20 protein-coding genes are annotated in these 17,354 nt (G+C 58.4%); 7 read left to right on the forward strand and 13 right to left on the reverse strand.

Annotated elements, in window-relative coordinates; all coding sequences use genetic code 11:
• The first annotated feature begins 7 nt into the window (after positions 1-7).
• The 3 genes from AB4N84_RS27280 (at position 8) to cobM (ending at position 2,040) form a co-directional block, all read left to right on the forward strand.
• The gene (locus AB4N84_RS27280) at positions 8-727 is read left to right on the forward strand and encodes a CbtA family protein (RefSeq protein ID WP_460044083.1); all 720 of its coding nucleotides are present in this window, start codon (positions 8-10) and stop codon (positions 725-727) included.
• On the forward strand, positions 724-1,137 hold the full coding sequence (locus tag AB4N84_RS27285) for a cobalamin biosynthesis protein (RefSeq protein WP_460044085.1): 414 nt from the start codon (positions 724-726) through the stop codon (positions 1,135-1,137). Before AB4N84_RS27280 ends, AB4N84_RS27285 begins: the two co-directional genes overlap by 4 nt.
• A 156-nt stretch (positions 1,138-1,293) precedes the next feature.
• The gene (gene cobM / locus AB4N84_RS27290) at positions 1,294-2,040 is read left to right on the forward strand and encodes a precorrin-4 C(11)-methyltransferase (protein ID WP_460044086.1); all 747 of its coding nucleotides are present in this window, start codon (positions 1,294-1,296) and stop codon (positions 2,038-2,040) included.
• Positions 2,041-2,134: 94 nt separating this feature from the next.
• Here the strand turns inward: cobM and nfuA are convergent, their stop codons facing one another.
• The 3 genes from nfuA to AB4N84_RS27305 all read right to left on the reverse strand — a co-directional run bounded on the left by nfuA (position 2,135) and on the right by AB4N84_RS27305 (position 6,444).
• Positions 2,135-2,728, reverse strand: a complete 594-nt coding sequence (nfuA, locus tag AB4N84_RS27295; RefSeq protein WP_074756821.1) for a Fe-S biogenesis protein NfuA — start codon at positions 2,726-2,728, stop codon at positions 2,135-2,137.
• 111 nt (positions 2,729-2,839) lie between these two features.
• A complete protein-coding gene (locus AB4N84_RS27300) occupies positions 2,840-3,859 on the reverse strand; it encodes an acyltransferase family protein (protein ID WP_460044087.1) in 1,020 nt (339 codons plus the stop codon).
• 269 nt (positions 3,860-4,128) lie between these two features.
• The gene (locus tag AB4N84_RS27305; RefSeq protein WP_460044089.1) at positions 4,129-6,444 is read right to left on the reverse strand and encodes a fatty acid cis/trans isomerase; all 2,316 of its coding nucleotides are present in this window, start codon (positions 6,442-6,444) and stop codon (positions 4,129-4,131) included.
• A 174-nt stretch (positions 6,445-6,618) separates the two neighbouring features.
• Here AB4N84_RS27305 and metH point away from each other — a divergent pair, with 174 nt between their 5' ends.
• Complete coding sequence (gene metH, locus AB4N84_RS27310; protein ID WP_460044090.1) at positions 6,619-10,332, forward strand: methionine synthase; 3,714 nt, start codon at positions 6,619-6,621, stop codon at positions 10,330-10,332.
• A 161-nt stretch (positions 10,333-10,493) separates the two neighbouring features.
• Here metH and AB4N84_RS27315 read toward each other — a convergent pair whose 3' ends face one another.
• The 3 genes from AB4N84_RS27315 to AB4N84_RS27325 all read right to left on the reverse strand — a co-directional run bounded on the left by AB4N84_RS27315 (position 10,494) and on the right by AB4N84_RS27325 (position 11,345).
• Entirely contained in the window at positions 10,494-10,712 is a 219-nt protein-coding gene (locus tag AB4N84_RS27315) for a hypothetical protein (RefSeq protein ID WP_074756828.1), read from the reverse strand.
• A gap of 164 nt (positions 10,713-10,876) precedes the next feature.
• A complete protein-coding gene (locus tag AB4N84_RS27320) occupies positions 10,877-11,014 on the reverse strand; it encodes a hypothetical protein (RefSeq protein WP_460044091.1) in 138 nt (45 codons plus the stop codon).
• A 112-nt stretch (positions 11,015-11,126) separates the two neighbouring features.
• Positions 11,127-11,345, reverse strand: a complete 219-nt coding sequence (locus tag AB4N84_RS27325) for a hypothetical protein (protein ID WP_074756830.1) — start codon at positions 11,343-11,345, stop codon at positions 11,127-11,129.
• A 194-nt stretch (positions 11,346-11,539) separates the two neighbouring features.
• Here AB4N84_RS27325 and AB4N84_RS27330 point away from each other — a divergent pair, with 194 nt between their 5' ends.
• A complete protein-coding gene (locus AB4N84_RS27330; protein WP_460044092.1) occupies positions 11,540-11,797 on the forward strand; it encodes a hypothetical protein in 258 nt (85 codons plus the stop codon).
• Positions 11,798-12,385: 588 nt separating this feature from the next.
• On the opposite strand, the gene AB4N84_RS27335 is transcribed toward AB4N84_RS27330, so the two are convergent.
• Positions 12,386-12,667 carry a hypothetical protein gene (locus AB4N84_RS27335; RefSeq protein WP_460044093.1) on the reverse strand — a complete coding sequence of 94 codons (282 nt, stop codon included), beginning with the start codon at positions 12,665-12,667 and terminating at the stop codon, positions 12,386-12,388.
• Entirely contained in the window at positions 12,660-12,956 is a 297-nt protein-coding gene (locus AB4N84_RS27340; protein WP_460044095.1) for a hypothetical protein, read from the reverse strand. The genes AB4N84_RS27335 and AB4N84_RS27340 overlap by 8 nt, the downstream gene beginning before the upstream one ends.
• 156 nt (positions 12,957-13,112) lie before the next feature.
• Between AB4N84_RS27340 and AB4N84_RS27345 the strand changes: the two genes are divergently transcribed.
• A complete protein-coding gene (locus tag AB4N84_RS27345; protein WP_460044096.1) occupies positions 13,113-13,295 on the forward strand; it encodes a hypothetical protein in 183 nt (60 codons plus the stop codon).
• A 153-nt stretch (positions 13,296-13,448) separates the two neighbouring features.
• Here the strand turns inward: AB4N84_RS27345 and AB4N84_RS27350 are convergent, their stop codons facing one another.
• On the reverse strand, positions 13,449-13,976 hold the full coding sequence (locus AB4N84_RS27350) for a lysis protein (RefSeq protein WP_460044097.1): 528 nt from the start codon (positions 13,974-13,976) through the stop codon (positions 13,449-13,451).
• A 263-nt stretch (positions 13,977-14,239) separates the two neighbouring features.
• Here AB4N84_RS27350 and AB4N84_RS27355 point away from each other — a divergent pair, with 263 nt between their 5' ends.
• Positions 14,240-14,494, forward strand: coding sequence for a hypothetical protein (locus AB4N84_RS27355; RefSeq protein WP_460044098.1), 255 nt, complete (start codon positions 14,240-14,242; stop codon positions 14,492-14,494).
• Here AB4N84_RS27355 and AB4N84_RS27360 read toward each other — a convergent pair.
• From AB4N84_RS27360 to AB4N84_RS27375, 4 genes are read right to left on the reverse strand one after another with little or no spacing between them, the layout of a single operon-like run.
• Entirely contained in the window at positions 14,486-14,932 is a 447-nt protein-coding gene (locus AB4N84_RS27360; protein ID WP_460044099.1) for a structural protein P5, read from the reverse strand. The genes AB4N84_RS27355 and AB4N84_RS27360 overlap by 9 nt on opposite strands.
• Positions 14,932-15,339, reverse strand: a complete 408-nt coding sequence (locus tag AB4N84_RS27365; RefSeq protein WP_460044100.1) for a DUF1353 domain-containing protein — start codon at positions 15,337-15,339, stop codon at positions 14,932-14,934. Before AB4N84_RS27365 ends, AB4N84_RS27360 begins: the two co-directional genes overlap by 1 nt.
• Positions 15,336-15,788 (reverse strand): DUF4376 domain-containing protein, encoded by a 453-nt coding sequence (locus AB4N84_RS27370; RefSeq protein WP_460044101.1) that lies wholly within the window; start codon positions 15,786-15,788, stop codon positions 15,336-15,338. The genes AB4N84_RS27365 and AB4N84_RS27370 overlap by 4 nt, the downstream gene beginning before the upstream one ends.
• Before the next feature lie 3 nt (positions 15,789-15,791).
• A complete protein-coding gene (locus AB4N84_RS27375; RefSeq protein WP_460044102.1) occupies positions 15,792-17,084 on the reverse strand; it encodes a hypothetical protein in 1,293 nt (430 codons plus the stop codon).
• Positions 17,085-17,354 lie beyond the last annotated feature (270 nt).

Raw genomic sequence — 17,354 nt, forward strand, 5'->3', positions numbered from 1 at the left:
TGTCGCCATGTTCAAGCGAATCGCTCAAACAGCCGGTTTCACGGGACTGCTCGCCGCCCTGCTGCTGACCCTGCTGCAAAGCTTCTGGGTCGCCCCCTTGATCCACGAAGCCGAAACTTATGAGAAAGCCCCGGCCGCCGAACAGCACGCGCATGCTGAAGGTGCCATGGCTGCTCATGTCCACGACGAAGAGGCCTGGGAGCCCGAAGATGGCTGGCAGCGCGTGCTGTCCACCACCGGCGGGAACCTGGTGGTCGCCGTGGGTTTCGCGCTGATGCTGGCCGCGCTCTACACCTTGCGCACGCCGACTGCCACGCGCCAAGGCGCACTTTGGGGGCTGGCCGGTTTTGCCGTGTTCGTCCTGGCGCCAACCCTGGGCTTGCCGCCTGAGCTGCCGGGCACAGCGGCCGCCGACCTGACTCAGCGTCAAATGTGGTGGGCGAGCACTGCCGCCTCGACGGCAGTCGGTCTGGCGCTGATCGTCTTCGCCCGTCACGGGCTGTTGAAAGTGCTGGGGGCCGTGATCCTGGTGATTCCACACGTGGTTGGCGCACCCCAGCCAGACGTTCATTCAGCCTTGGCGCCGCAGGCACTGGAAGCACAATTCAAGATCGCCTCGTTGCTGACCAACGCCGCCTTCTGGATTGCGATGGGCCTGATCAGCGCCTGGCTGTTTCGCCGTGGCGAAGCGCAAGCGGATCACGCAGGACTGAACCACGCGCTATGAGTGAACCCGGCAACCGGCCGATTCGGGTGATCGGCCTGGGCTGCCAGCGCGGTTGCCCCGCGTCGGCACTGCTGGGGCTGATTGACGTCTGCCTGCGGGAACACGCGCTGACATTGAGCGATGTCACCGCCCTTGCCTCCATTGACAGCAAATCGACCGAGGCCGGGCTGCTGGCGCTGGCGGAACAGCTCCAGTTGCCGATCGGTTTTTTCAGCGCGGATGAGCTTGCGGTTTTCGAGCCGCACCTGAGTCACCGCTCACAGATCGCTTTCGACCACACGGGTTGTTATGGCGTGGCAGAGAGTTCGGCACTGGCGATGGCGTCGCGATTAAGCGGCTCGCCTGTCACGTTGCTGATCGAGCGATGCAACAGTTCTCAAGCAACCTTCGCATTGGCTTCCACGTTGTAATGCCATTTCCCTGTGGGAGCGAATTCATTCGCGAATCGGAATTTCAGGCGCCGAATGTGCAGGCGCCTGGACGATTTTTCGCGAATGAATTCGCTCCCATAGAAATCGTGCCTGCCCCGAGTGCAGAAGTACAAGAGTGAGTAATCTGGAGACCCCATGACCGTTTTCTTCATCGGCGCAGGCCCCGGCGATCCGGACCTGATCACCGTCAAAGGCCAGCGTCTGATCCGCACCTGTCCGGTGATCATCTATGCCGGATCGCTGGTCCCGGAGGCCGTTCTGGAAGGCCATCAGGCGGTTCAGGTGACAAACAGTGCAGCGTTACACCTGGAACAGATCATCACCCTGATGAAATCTGCTCATGCAAACGGCCAGGACGTGGCGCGTGTGCACTCCGGCGACCCGAGCCTGTATGGCGCCATTGGCGAGCAGATTCGTTGCCTGCGCGAGTTGGGCATCCCCTTCGAAATCATCCCCGGCGTCACCGCCACGGCGGCGTGTGCCGCCCTGCTGGGCACCGAACTGACGCTGCCTGACATTTCTCAAAGCGTGATTCTGACCCGGTACGGCGACAAGACCGCGATGCCGGAAGGCGAGGCGTTGGGCGACCTCGCGCGGCACAAGGCAACGATGGCGATTCATCTGGGGGTCAACAATCTCGCAAAGATCGTCGCGGAGTTGACACCGCACTACGGCTTGGATTGCCCGATTGCAGTCGTTCATCGCGCCAGCTGGCCGGATCAGGATTGGGTGGTCGGGACGCTTTCTGATATCGAACACAAGGTGCAGGAAAAGGGTTTCAGGCGCACGGCGTTGATTCTGGTGGGGCGGGTGCTGGGAAATGACGTGTTCAGCGAGTCATCGCTGTATCGGGCCGGGCGTGCGCATGTGTTCAGGTCTTAAAACGCGCGCATAACTGACACGACACGCCTACAGAAACTGTGCGCCAAACAAAAAGCCCCGAACCAGTCGGGGCTTTGTGTGCAGTAGAAATCACTCAGTAGTAGGCGTTTTCTTTCTGAGTGTGGTCAGTCACGTCACGCACGCCGGACAGCTCAGGAATGCGCTCCAGCAGCGTACGCTCGATGCCTTCCTTGAGCGTCACGTCAGCCTGACCGCAACCTTGGCAACCACCCCCGAACTGCAACACGGCGATGTTGGCCTCGTCTTCCTCGACCACATCGATCAGAGTAACCTGACCACCGTGGCTCGCCAGACCCGGGTTGATCTCGGTCTGCAGGTAGTAGTTGATGCGCTCGTTGATCGGGCTGTCGGCATTGACCATCGGCACTTTGGCGTTCGGCGCCTTGATGGTCAGCTGGCCACCCATGCGGTCAGTGGCATAGTCGACCACTGCGTCATCCAGAAACGCTTCGCTGAACGAATCAATCCAGGCCGTAAAGCTTTTGAGGCCAATGGCTTTGTCTTCAGGCTTTTCTTCGCCTGGCTTGCAATAAGCAATGCAGGTTTCAGCGTATTGGGTGCCAGGCTGGGTAATAAACACGCGGATGCCGATGCCGGGGGTGTTCTGCTTTTCCAGCAGATCGGCCAGGTAATCGTGGGCGGCATCGGTAATAGTAATAGCGGTCATGAAAATTCCTCGCAGACGTGAGGCGGAGTTTACGCCATTCCACGGCAACTGACAAAGTCCTAGTATTTCGCTCAGGTAATTTCGACGACCCCCGTCATCGCGCCCGCGCTGTCAGGGAACGGCCACCTCCTTAGCTTCCCTTGGGCCGTCCAGCCACCCTTTCATCCGGCGATACAATCCTTTCTCGATCCACTCGTAGCTCAGCCACGCGCCAAGCGCGATCACCGGGACGCACACGGCGAATGCCACGTACGGATTGACCCCATACCGCTGAGTGGTCAGCCAGCCGCCGTACAACACCAGCACATGCAGCAGGTACACCGAATAGGAGCAGTCACCCATGGTTTTGAGCAGGCGACTGCCGCGCATGTAAGGTTCCAGCGAAATACACGCCACCACGATTACTGCGCTGGGCAGTCCCCAGTTGATGATGCGCAGGTCCGGGGGGAGCTGCTTGATTGTCAGCAACGCGCAACCGATGGCCAGCAACGGCAGCCACAGTCGCTCGGTGATCCAGCCGCGGCGGTAGATGACCCCAATACCGATGCCGAGCAAAAATTCATAAACGATATCGTTGGCATAGAAACGACTGATCAGCCCTGAACGCCCGAGCACATCGGTCACCGCGAACAACGCGGCGGCGACGATCAACGGGCGTAAGCGCTGCTGGAACAGGAACACCATCGAAAACAGGACGTAGAACAGCATTTCGTAGTTCAGCGTCCAACCCACGTTCAATGTCGGGTACAGACCATAACCACCGGGGTTTTCAGACGGGATGAACATCAGCGAAAGAATGAAACTCTGCCAGTCCACGACCTGATGCGGCAACAAAGGATGCGCGACGACCACCAGCAGCCCCATCACGAGGGTGTAGAGCCAATAGGCGGGGACGATGCGGATAATGCGGTTGAGCATGAACCGGCTGGCGGGTATGTCCTTGTCCACCGTCGACAGGTAGATCACCAGACCGCTGATGACGAAGAAGATGTCGACCCCTACAGCACCCTTTTCAGTAAAAAACCGGCCGATGGGGCCGCTGGGATGAAAGTCGAAAAAAATCTGCATGAAGTGGTGACACACAACGGCCCACGCGGCGAGTGCCCGCAGGGCTTGAACCGAAATCAACATCGCTAACCTCTTGCTTCGTCGGGTTTGACCCACGATCAGGACCTCCAAAAAGGCCGCGCTTGCAGGACGACTCACAGGGTCCGACTTCAAGATTTGCAAAAAGGTTCGGCGGGGCTGACCGGCTGCATAATGGCTGCAGGCCATGTTTTATAAGGCTTTTCCCGTTATACCCCGAACCTGTAGGCGTGAGCGTGCTCGCGATGGCGGTCTCTCAGTCAGCAATTTTTTTGCGGACACCCTCGCGAGCAAAGTCACTCCTGCAGAGATCATCAGAGGTTTTCATACCGGTTCATATCGAGCACACCCGCCTCGGCCGGCTCGGTCTCTTGAATGTAGTGATCCAGGTCATGGAAATACGTCCAGAACAACGGATTACTGCGACGCACGCCCCAACGCTCGACGATCTTCTCGAACGCTTCCTTGTGCTCGTGGGCTTGCTCCATCGCATCGACAAAGGCACTGACTTCATTGGCCGGAATGTTGAAGATGAAGTTCGGATAACTGCTGAGCACACCCGGATAAATCGTCAAGCTGTCCAGCCCCGGCTGATAGCGGTAAGCCTCGCCCAGCAGGAACGCCACGTTACTGTGCGCGCGATTACGCAGCATGCTGTAGACGATGCGCTTGCCGCTCCCGTCCTGAATCCGCAGCATCGTTGCTTCCGGCAGCCTGTCGATGACCCGCAGGCCCGCCGCAGGTCGCGAAACCAGTCGGCTGAGCGACTGCTCGACATCGCTGAACACCGGTCCGATGCCTGGCCGAGAGCAATAGGCGCCGGTGCAGCGGTTGATCGGATCCGGCGTAGCGTTGAGCGTCCCGGCCCTCTCCACCAGCTTGCGCTCAAAGTCGTGCTTGGGGTCCTTTTCATCGAGCTTCATGCCCGTGGGCGTGTCGTCGTCGATGGCTTGGTAATCCATCCACATCTTCACCTTGCCGCTGTTCTGGTACCAACTGCCCAGGATGTCGTCGCGCTTGTTCGCCGGCATCAGGCGCAGGAAGTTGACCTCGGCGCCGTTGCGGATCAGGTCGAAATACAGCCGCGTCTGCACCTGATGGGAGACGTTGCCGTACACGTCGAAATTGACCACCAACTGGTAATAAGTGCGCTCCAGCAGAGGGTAGTCGAACAGCCAGACCGTGGTGGGCAGATCGCCAATCAGGCCTTTGTTGACGGTGGCGCTGTCAAAGTGACGGAAGATGGTCAGCAGCGCGTTATCGTTGCCCGCCCACAGCGTCGCCCAACCCGGCGGCGGCATGTCCGCGTACGCATCGCTGCGCAGCTCCTCATACTCGTTACGCTTGTCGCGGTAGTCGTGCCACAGGCTCAGCACACTGCCGACATCGTCGTTCTGCCCCGGCATCGCCAACAGCGGCGTGGCCTTGCCGCGATAGACCGCATCGGTGATGTAGCGGTCATGGGCGGGTTCCTGGAACAGCGCCCAGAAATGGTCGCGAATGACGTCAGTTGCAATCTGGCCGCGACACACCGGACCCCGAATGAAGGTTCTGACGAAGTATTCCGCGTTATCCAGCATGAACTGGTACCGGGCAACCGCCGGGATTTCCTTGAACGTGTCGAACGGGTTGGCCCGACGCTGCGGGCTATAACCCGGCAGCTCGGTGGCGTGCCAGTTACCGCTGTAAAACAGCTGCTTGACCCGATCCAGCTTCTGCGGGCCCATCGGATAGGTGATGTGGGTCTTGTGAACGATGACGCCCTGCACCGGCATCAGGCGGTAATAGAAGGTCGTGCCCGGATCGTCATCCGGACGGCGAGTCGCGATCAGGTCCACCGGCTGGCCGCTCGGCGTGCGTGAACGCACCCATTGAAAGAAATGCCCCGGTTCGCCGCCGGTGAAATAAATGTGCGCAAGAAACAGGTGTTCGTACAGCCAGCGCGCTACCAGGGCTTCGGTCGAACCGGGCCGATTGAAGAGGTTTTCCCAGTCGGTGATCTGCGCCGCTTCCGCCGGACTTGCCTGCAACGGGGTCTGGTCCACCGGCGCCCCGGCTGCCAGCCAGCTTTGCAAGGTGCTGTACTGCGCGTCGCTCAGGCCAGTCACCGCCAGCGGCATGCCCTGACCGGGATGGGACTTGGCATACCCCTCGAACTCCTGGGGCAACGGGCACATGTTCTCGCGATTGAGCCCCAGCACGATGTCGTCCGGGATCCTGGCGTTGGGCACCAGCGGCGCGCTGTGACCGAACTCCAGCATCTTCGCCATCAGCGCAGCTTGGTTGCTCTGGCCATCGAGTACGGAATAAAAACCTTTCTTGCGCCAGGCCTCAGGGCCTTGGGCATCGTAGAAAATCCGCGTCGGCGCCACCGCCTGACTGCGATCGCCCTGATACACCGGCACTTTGGACGCCCCGCGTAACACCCCTTCCCCACTGCCCAGATTCAGCTGGCAGGCCGCATCGTTGCAGGCGTGGCAAGCAACGCACTTCTCGGTGAAGATCGGCTGAATGTCCCGGCTGTAAGAAATGGCCGGGTGTGGAACGGTTGATTGCGGGAGAGGCGACTGCGCGAGCGCTGCACCGCAAAACATCAAGGCCACAACCGTGGCGAACACGCGATGCAACATGGAACGAACGTCCTGAATGTGAAAAATGCCCGATGATTCTACCTGTGGCGAGCGGCCATCAACATGAACAGAATTCATGTAAATTGCGCGACGGTTTAAAACCGTACAGGTTTGCTATTATTTCGCACCTTTCGGCAGCACCTTATTTCGTATTTCTTCGTCCGGGTACTCTTCATGTCAGATCGCAGCGCGCGTCTTCAAGCACTTCAGCAGGCTCTCAAAGAGCGAATCCTGATTCTCGATGGCGGCATGGGCACCATGATCCAGAGCTATCGCCTGGAGGAAGAAGACTACCGCGGCAAGCGCTTTGCCGACTGGCCCAGCGACGTCAAGGGCAACAACGATTTGCTGATCCTGACGCGGCCGGACGTCATCGGTGCGATCGAAAGGGAATACCTGGACGCCGGCGCCGACATCCTCGAAACCAACACCTTCAACGCCACCCAGGTCTCTCAGGCCGACTACGGGATGGAAGCGCTGGTGTATGAACTGAACGTGGAAGGCGCCCGCCTTGCCCGTCAGGTCGCCGACGCCAAGACCCTGGAAACACCGAACAAGCCGCGCTTCGTCGCTGGCGTGCTCGGCCCGACCAGCCGCACCTGCTCGCTGTCGCCAGACGTCAACAACCCGGGCTATCGCAACGTCACCTTCGACGAACTGGTGGAAAACTACACCGAAGCCACCAAGGGCCTGATCGAAGGCGGTGCGGACATGATCCTCATCGAAACCATTTTCGACACCTTGAACGCCAAGGCGGCGATCTTCGCCGTGCAAGGCGTGTTCGACGAGATCGGCTTCGAGCTGCCGATCATGATTTCTGGCACCATCACCGATGCCTCTGGCCGTACCCTGTCGGGCCAGACCACCGAAGCGTTCTGGAACTCGGTGCGTCACGCCAATCCGATCTCGGTCGGCCTGAACTGCGCATTGGGCGCCAGCGAGCTGCGCCCGTACCTCGAAGAACTGTCCAACAAGGCCGACACCCATGTGTCGGCGCACCCGAATGCGGGCCTGCCAAACGAGTTCGGTGAGTACGACGAAGCGCCCGCCGAGATGGCCAAGGTCGTCGAAGAGTTCGCCCAGAGCGGCTTCCTCAACATCGTCGGCGGTTGCTGCGGTACCACGCCGGCTCACATCAAAGCCATTGCCAACATCGTCGCCAACTATGCACCGCGCGCCCTTCCGGATATTCCCAAGGCCTGCCGCCTCTCGGGCCTTGAGCCGTTCACCATTGATCGCAGTTCGCTGTTCGTCAACGTCGGCGAACGCACCAACATCACCGGCTCCGCCCGCTTCGCCCGCCTGATCCGTGAAGACAACTACACCGAAGCCCTGGAAGTCGCCCTGCAGCAGGTCGAAGCCGGCGCTCAGGTGATCGACATCAACATGGACGAAGGCATGCTGGACTCGAAGAAGGCCATGGTGACCTTCCTCAACCTGATTGCCGGCGAACCGGACATCTCGCGCGTGCCGATCATGATCGACTCCTCGAAATGGGAAGTGATCGAAGCCGGCCTCAAGTGCATTCAAGGCAAGGGCATCGTCAACTCGATCAGCATGAAGGAAGGCGTCGAGCAGTTCATCCACCACGCCAAGCTGTGCAAGCGCTACGGCGCTGCGGTGGTGGTGATGGCGTTCGACGAGGCCGGTCAGGCCGACACCGAAGCGCGCAAGAAAGAAATCTGCAAACGCTCCTACGACATTCTGGTCAATGAAGTCGGCTTCCCGCCGGAAGACATCATCTTCGACCCGAACATCTTCGCCGTCGCCACTGGCATCGAGGAGCACAACAACTACGCAGTCGACTTCATCAATGCCTGCGCCTACATCCGCGACGAGCTGCCGTATGCACTGACGTCCGGCGGCGTCTCCAACGTTTCGTTCTCGTTCCGGGGCAACAACCCGGTGCGCGAGGCGATTCACTCGGTGTTCCTGCTGTACGCCATCCGCAGCGGCCTGACCATGGGCATCGTCAACGCCGGCCAGCTGGAAATCTACGACGAGATTCCTGCCGAGCTGCGCGACGCGGTGGAAGACGTGGTGCTGAACCGCACCCCCAATGGCACCGATGCGCTGCTGGCGATTGCCGACAAGTTCAAAGGCGATGGGTCGGTCAAGGAAGCTGAAACCGAAGAATGGCGCGGCTGGGACGTCAACGAGCGCCTCAAACACGCGCTGGTCAAAGGCATCACCACCCACATTGTCGAGGACACCGAGCTTTCGCGTCAGTCCTTCGCACGCCCCATCGAGGTCATCGAAGGCCCACTGATGGCGGGCATGAACGTGGTCGGCGACCTGTTCGGTTCGGGTAAGATGTTCCTGCCGCAGGTGGTGAAATCCGCCCGCGTGATGAAGCAGGCGGTTGCGCACCTGATCCCGTTCATCGAAGCGGAAAAAGGCGACAAGCCGGAGGCCAAGGGCAAGATCCTGATGGCCACGGTCAAGGGCGACGTCCACGACATCGGCAAGAACATCGTCGGCGTCGTGCTGGGCTGTAACGGTTACGACATCGTCGACCTCGGCGTCATGGTGCCTGCGGAGAAGATCCTGCAGGTGGCCAAGGATGAGAAGTGCGACATCATCGGCCTGTCGGGCCTGATCACACCGTCGCTGGACGAGATGGTTCACGTCGCCCGCGAAATGCAGCGACAGAACTTCAGCCTGCCACTGATGATCGGCGGCGCGACGACGTCCAAAGCGCACACGGCTGTGAAGATCGAGCCCAAATACAGCAACGACGCGGTGATCTACGTGACCGACGCCTCGCGCGCCGTGGGCGTGGCCACCCAGTTGCTGTCCAAGGAACTGAAAGCCGGTTTCATCGAGAAAACCCGCGCCGAATACGTGGAAGTGCGTGAGCGCACCTCGGCCCGCAGCGCCCGGACCGAACGTTTGAGCTACAGCGCGGCAATCGCCAAGAAGCCACAGTTTGACTGGGCCAGCTATCAGCCGGTCAAGCCGACGTTTACCGGCGTCAAGGTGCTGGAAGACATCGACCTCAACGTACTGGTCGATTACATTGACTGGACCCCGTTCTTTATCTCGTGGGACCTGGCGGGCAAATACCCGCGAATCCTCACGGACGAAGTCGTGGGTGAAGCAGCGACCTCGCTGTTCAACGACGCCCAGGAACTGCTGCGCAAACTCATCGACGAGAAACTGATCCGCAGCCGCGCGGTGTTCGGCTTCTGGCCCGCCAATCAGGTGGACCATGACGACCTGGAGCTGTACGGCGATGACGGTCAGCCGCTGGCAAAGCTGCATCACCTGCGCCAGCAGATCATCAAGACCGACGGTAAGCCGAACTTCTCGCTCGCCGACTTCGTGGCACCCAAAGGCAGTGGCGTGACCGACTACGTCGGCGGCTTTATCACCACCGCCGGCATCGGCGCCGAAGAAGTGTCCAAGGCCTATCAGGACAAGGGCGACGACTACAACGCGATCATGGTCAAAGCGCTGGCCGATCGTCTGGCCGAAGCCTGCGCCGAATGGCTGCACCAGCAAGTGCGTAAAGACTATTGGGGCTACGCCACCGACGAGCAACTGGACAACGAAGACCTGATCAAAGAGAAATACGCTGGCATCCGCCCTGCCCCCGGCTACCCGGCCTGCCCGGACCACACCGAGAAGGGCGTCCTGTTCGACCTGCTGGACCCGACCCAGGACGGTGAAGGCAAGCCTGGCATCAGCGGCGTCTTCCTGACCGAGCACTACGCCATGTTCCCGGCAGCGGCCGTCAGCGGCTGGTACTTCGCCCACCCACAGGCGCAGTACTTCGCCGTCGGCAAAGTCGACAAGGATCAGGTGGAAAGCTACAGCGCCCGTAAGGGTCAGGAGATGCGCGTCACCGAGAGATGGCTGGCGCCGAACCTTGGGTATGACGAGTAAACGTAAGGGCTGAGCGTAATTGGCTCAGCCGGATGAGCGACCAACGTAGAAACAGCCCGGCGAGCGCCGGGCTGTTTTATTTATACGGATTCTGCGCCGGTCAACGCTCAACAGAGGCGGCATCGATGCGCACCGCTACGGAGCTCTATCGCGGCCGGGCCTTAGCGAAAACGGCCTTGCTGCATCAGCTCTAATGCTTCGGGCAAACCCAGATGCGAGTGCAGATTGGCAAAAGAGTCCTGCTGATGGAGAACTGCTGACTTCCAGGCGACACCGCCCATCGATGAGCTGGACACCATCTTCATCATGTTGAGAGTGGATTCATCCAGCGCGAGCAGAAGCGTGTGGGCCGTAAAGCGGAAATCGTCTGCAGTTTGCATGCGGAAAAAACCTTTAGCTGAAGCAATCGGTTATCGATTCCATCTATCTATGAGCGATGGTTGATCAGCTAATTCAACTAAACCGGATCGACGGTCTGTTTCGGTTGGCTTCGCAGAAGAAATGACCCGATGAGGCCGTCGGCGTACACCGGATTAGTCGCGCGTCAATTAACGATCAGCGCGCAGGCGAGCAGTGACAAACCCAGTCCTGTCAGGGCCGGGATGTTGTAGATCAGCCCAACCCCCAACAGAGGAACCCCGACGATAAAGGTAGGATCGCGCAGAAATGCAAAAGCTTTCAATTCCCCTGCTCCAGGACGATGAGCAGGCAGCATAGCACCGGGACCTCGGCCTCAAACACTCATCTGCGCGTCAAGAACTGTATCCACGCCTACCCCGCTGGTCCCTACGGCGTCACGCGATGTTCAGGAGGCTTACTGGCGGCTTCTCGTCCGCCTTGAGGTACAAGTAATCACGCCAATTTCGAAAAGCGCGCTGCTGTCGGTCAAAGGCCGCCTGCCACTGTGGACAGCCGACTTGATCGACCCCGATCGCCATCATCTGCTCAGTGGCTTCATCCAGCTCTTTGATTAAATCGAGCGCATTGGGTACATCAAAAACATTCGGTCGCATAAATTCCATTTCCTTTGGCTATCCCATTGAGTAGCCAACCTCTTGATAGTGCTTATGTTCCGACGAGCGGCTGTTTTCGTCGCGAGGCTCTAGCCTGCCTTTTAGGGCGGAGGGGCCGGAGGTAATGCTTGCCAGGCAACTCTCCGAACTCAAGGTAGCCTTGCGCATAATCGTTTTTGGCGAAGGGGGCAAAAATGTCGGATTTGAATGAACAGCTCTGTAAAGGCGATTGGGTCAGGCTGGCGCGCATCGAGCCATCCGCGACCGTACGTGTTGACTGGATCAACGCCAGGGAGGCAGCGCCAGGCGATATCGCGATTGTCGAAGAGGTATACGAGTCCTCCGTACAGCTGCTTTGCGAGCCTAAGCCCGGTTTCCTTGAATGGAGAACCCTTTTCACGCTGGAAGGGCTGTCGTACGACGTGGTCTCGGCTCCGAATGCGACTGCTTGAAGCTGAGGCAAAAGCCCAGCACAGGGCTGGGCCTTCAATTAAACGCAGGTGCCACCTTTGTGATGGGATCCGGTCCCGCCAGTCGGATGCGTGCCCTTAGGACAAGCAGACGCGGATACTGACACTATCGACAGCAGAGCGACTAACCCAGCGATTGCGATTCTCTTCATTACGCCTCCATGCACTGCGGAATGCAGTTCAAGGCTATCGGCTTACGAGACACTGGCTTGAGTTGAAGGCAAATAAAGTATCGCTAACCGATTTGAGAGGACCGGTTCTGACGATTTTGAAAAGGATGCAGGCATAAAGAAATGACGAATCACCCAAAAGCCACGCGCATGAAAAAGCCCAACCTGAAAAGATTGGGCTAAGTCATTGAAATATATGGTCGGGACGGAGTGATTCGAACACTCGACCCCTAGCACCCCATGCTTGAATGGTGCTCTGAAAGGCAATAAAACCGTCACATCGGATAGGCGCCCACTGCAAACGATGCCTAACCGTGCTGGACCGAATTTTACAGATCCCCGCAAAAGTCCCTACAGGATTTTTCCGAAAAACTCCCTGCCTCCGGCGTCCTGCCGACGTTCACCCTCTCCCTTTTATGACCTGCAACCCATCGGCCCGGTCTGGCACTGCACCAGAGAACAGGCCAATCCGCTCAGCCTCCTCCCATTCGACCAGCGCCCAGAGTCGCGCGGCGTCGGAAAGCTCGATCATCTCGTTCAATTCCTCCTCGTCGACCAGGTGTCTCCGACCGGCTAGCATCGCCAGTCCAACCAGCTTTGCCCGTTGGCCCTCCGGATCGGTGATCAGGTCGTCACGCGCTTTGATCGCCGCGCGCCAGTCGGCCAGCGGATCGTCACTCAATGCGGCACCACCAGGATTGGAAGTAGAACGCCCCGTCGACTTCCTCAACGCCCGAGATGTTCATGCCAAGGGTAGCCATGCTGGTGACGTCGGCATCGAACAGCGGCGGCAGCGCGTGAGGACTGCCGGGTGCCGTATTGAACACGCTGGCCACCATCGTCGCGCGGCCGAGGACGCTGTTGCGGTCTTCATTTATATGGATGTCGCCCTTGATCGCGGTCGCGGCGCTGATTTCTTGCCTGGTGAGCGCGACACCGAGGCGGCGGCGCGGTGTGATGAGGAAGTGCATGGGGGAATCTCGATACTGTATATGCGTACAGTTAACGAGAATCGCAGGATACGGGTCAATACTGTATGGGATGACGTCTGACAGGTTGAAAGTATCACTATGCTTGTCTAGGATTGTCCTACAAACGGAGCAGTAATCGTACAGATGGAGGAAATTATGCCGTTCAACAATCGATCTCAAAGACAGCTCGCAAGCCTACGCCGGATGCGCGAATGGCATCTCGATCAGGCGATACGAGCGAAAGTTAACGGCAACAAGCAGGAAGCGGATTTTCATTACCGCTACTATGACCTCCTTGGGCCGGCAGTCGAGGCAGCGCAGCCTGGGGACCGAACCTAAACGAATCTGCTGGCTGCGGCTCAGGCATAAATCCAGAACAGGATTAGGACAATGCCAATCCAAGTGAGAGTCAGCAGAAAGGACAAGCCAGCAAGTCTAGGGTCCATGGTTTCGCCCAAATCCGTGTGGGCGGTAGTTTATGCATATGGGCTGTTACGGCAATGCTGGCGATTGGCACACATCCCTGATATACGCCTGCGCCGCCTTTAAGGCTGCTTGATCAGCAATGATCCCGGCGCGGATATCGAGAACAGATCGTCCAGTTGCTGCAGAGAGTTCGACGGTGCCTGCATCACCCACGCTGGCGGCGCTGGCGGTTTGGGACACGTTCCCACCACCGGCACTACAACTTCCCGCGATGCGCAACCGGCGAGTGCCGTCAGCAACAGCGTGCCGCAAAGTTTCGTTTTCAGCATTTGCCTTTTCCTTCTGTTCTGTAGCGGCTTTATCGAGGGCGGCGAGTTTCTGCTCGACGTCCTGCTGCTTGGCCAGCGCCTGTCGTGCTTGCGCAGCGCCTGCGTTGGCAATCCTGGTCAGATCGGCCTGGCGGTTGGCCTCATTCGTCGCGATGACCTCGCCGTAGACGTTGGCCTGCCAGAACCAAGCGACGGTACCGCCGCCGAGGAATAGGGCCAGCGCGATTACAGCAACACCGATTAATTTCAACTGTGCTTCGGCCATGGTAAGTCCTTTGATCAAAATTGATAGGCGAGCCCCAGCTACTCCACTTTCTTTGCAGTGAAAGTGGAGAATTGGAATAGCGGATGTGCGGAAAAGACCCCGATGGATAGTTACAAGCTTTTTCTGTCCATCAATGGATAGCAAGTTTGGCCGAGTAGAAAAGTTGTACGGCTCAATCAGTGTGTACAGGCTTCATAATGGCAGCATTGCACAGCTATTTTTTTTGAGTAGCATCAATTGTCCTGCTTCAGGAGGGCTAAAATATGACGGACCAACTTTCGAGCTTCAAGGAAATAGCACAGATTATTGAGCAACAGATGCTGCCCAATAGCTGCCGTTGCATCCTGTCCAACGACATCAGCGTCGACATCACAGTGACAACCCACTCGACCACGCCTAAGACCTTCGTGGTTCCAGGTGTCTATCTACCCAGCCTGAAAAGTCAGTCAGCGATACAAAGGCTTGTGGATGAGTTGCGCTGTGGGATAGTGGCCGCTGATGAGGTCAACTTAAGATAGGGCCCGCTGCACCCCTGCGGCGATGACCGGAGCTGCGTAGGGCATGCAGCCGTTCTCGTGCTGGATGATCCCGGCAGTGACCGCGATCAGCGTACGGAAGTTGCGCAGATCGATCGGCTGATTCGGCGCAACCCCAGCGCCGGCGGCCACTGCCTTGATGTATGCCTCGGTGTCGTTCTCCACGCCCGGCGCCCAGCGGTTGATCACCTCCCGCACGGTGTCGATGCCGGTGCTGCCAATGCCGGGCATACCGCCCTTCCCGCGGTAAGCGAGGATCAACTTCGCCAGCGCGCGGATGCCGTTCTCAGCAGTGTCAAAACGGGCGAACCGCTTTTCGATCGCTGGATCTGGCGCCAACTGGCCCTGCCATTGGTTGCGCGGGTTGTAGTCGATGTTGCCGGGGTTGTTGTTGCGGACCCCTCGGGTTACTGGTGGCATCACTTTTCTCCAGGCGTAAAAAACCCCGAACTGGTCGGGGTCGTTGTGTATTGTTTGGCGCCGCCTATTCGGACGCCTGCCCAGAAGAGCCATGCCCGCCATCGAGCAACGCCCTCGGCGCGCAGAGCGCGGTAAAGCACCGCGTCGGCCTGCTTGCGGCTGATCTGCCCGGTCGTGTAGAGCCAGTCATGCACGGTTGCTGCGTAGTTGCCGTAACCGGACACCAGAGCGAACAGCACGAACAGGAAGGCGTTGTGCAGCACCTTGATGCTGGCAAAGTCGGTGCTGAACCCAGAAGGAACAGTGATGACCTGCCCTTCCTCGTCAGCCAGCACCAGGTCCGATAACAGAATGTGCGTCCACTTGCCGAGCTGTTCGGTCTTCAGCGTGGTTGTGAAACGGCTCATGCTGGCCAGCCTCCGTTCAGCATGTCCTCGACGAAGCTCCCGTTTTCCAGAGCAGTGAGCAAAACCGCTTCACGATCGAAGCAGGCTTGGACGTGAGCCCGAATTGCCTGGGCAATGCCGATCAGCGTTTGGGAGTCCAGCTGGACGAATCCGTCGGTGGTCTTCCAGTTGCAGACGTAGGTCGGATCGAGCATGGCCGAGAGCGCGGCGCCGGTGATAAGTGCTTGGCTGTCTCGGCCGGTATCAATGAACATTCCATTTCGGGTGATGCCTGCTGTCTCCGAGTCGTAACGCCGTGCAGCGATACGCGCAGGGATTTTGGCCTTTTCGAATTGGTAGAGGTGCTCTTCAGTAATTTCATCAACCAGCGTTTCGCCTGCCACCAGGTCTGCTTCAGTGAAGCCATCCCAAACCGCTCGCCAACCTGTATCGGTGATTGCATACGGCATTTTCTATCTCCCGAAAATGTAGCCCAACGTACTGACAAATCCTGAAATTCCAGACCCTGAAACGATGTACTGAAAACGCCGCAAAGTGTTGGCCAAGCTGAACGCGATAGTGCAAATCGTGTAACCAGTCGACAGAGAAATTATCTGCCAATTGGTGTTTGAAAGTTGGATGGCCTGCTCCTCGTTACCAACATAGATAGCTCCCGATCCTGCACAAGACACCAATGCATCCATGTGTGTAGCTGTGGACGGGCAAACGGCGGCAGCTGATACAACTGTCGCAACCAATGCAGTACCCCCAGAAAGTGGGTTGAATGGTGCGGTTGTTGGGGTAGCGTACAAGTAATTCACTTTGCCCTGCGCAGGGTAATGCCGAAAATTGTACGCATTCCCATTATTCAATAGTGCAGAACCAATATACCTTCGAGTCGGATCGCCCGTTTTATTGCGGGCATCGTTCCAATATTGCACTGGCTCAGTGGTCACCATTTCAACCGCTGGCGTCCCTGCATTGTCGTACAGGTATATGTGGCCGAACCCTGTAACTCCGGCGGGTGGAGTGACAGTCAGTGTTGCTGGCACTTTATAGACACGATTTAAGTTTGGCATGAAGCACGATCCGGGCAGGATCTGGATGCTGTTCAAGCTGACCCAGAGCATCTGAAGCCCTTCGATAAAACCCTTGCCTACGCCGACATTGCCGGCCGTACCGGCGCTTGCAGCAGCATTCGCCTCAGAGATCGCGGCCGCGTTTTTGGAAGCCAGCGCGGCGGCAGCTGATTGGCCAGCGTTTGTCTCTGAAGTTCCAGCAGCGCTCTTTGAAGCAAGCGCTGCGGCAGCTGATTGACCTGCATTCGTCTCTGACGTAGAGGCTGCGTTTTTCGATGAAAGAGCAGCGCCTGCTGACTGACTGGCGTTCGCTTCAGATGTGCCAGCCGCATTCTTGGAAATGAGCGCGGCTGCGGCTGAGTCAGCAGCAGCCTGAACGCTCGCCTCCAATCCATCTAATGCATCGCCGACCTCAAGCGAAGCCTGGCGCAATGCATCCGCAGTGTCTTTGTTGTAGCCCTGAATCGGCACAATGGCGTAATTGCCCGCCGCCAGTGTTGGGCCGGCGTAAGCCGGAAGGATGGAGATGACCGTCGCGCTCGCAGCATTGGTGATCTCGTACTGGCGACCATCGGGACCGACAAAAGCGTCACCGACCCGGGTATTGGCTGCAAAGTCAGTCCCCGTGCCCGTCACCGTGGTGGAATTTTGGGCAACCGAAACCGTACCGGATCTTGTCCAGGGCATGGGTATTTCCTATATATCAGTTGTAAGGGAATGGTAGGTTGGCCGTGCGCACAACTAGGGCTGTTGGATAATTACCGTCCGGTAATCCGGCCACTGAACATCCCGGCTCCTGGCTCGTATTTGCTCTCACGTTTGTGGTTTCCCCGGCCGGACCGAACATAAAGCTTATTCCTCCGACCCTCCCATAGGATCCTTCAGAAACACCAAGTATGGTAAGTGTCGGATCAGTAAACCAATTGTCGCACCCTCTTGAGAAGTTCAAGAAAGACG

The sequence above is a fragment of the Pseudomonas sp. S2_H01 genome, assembly GCF_054668305.1.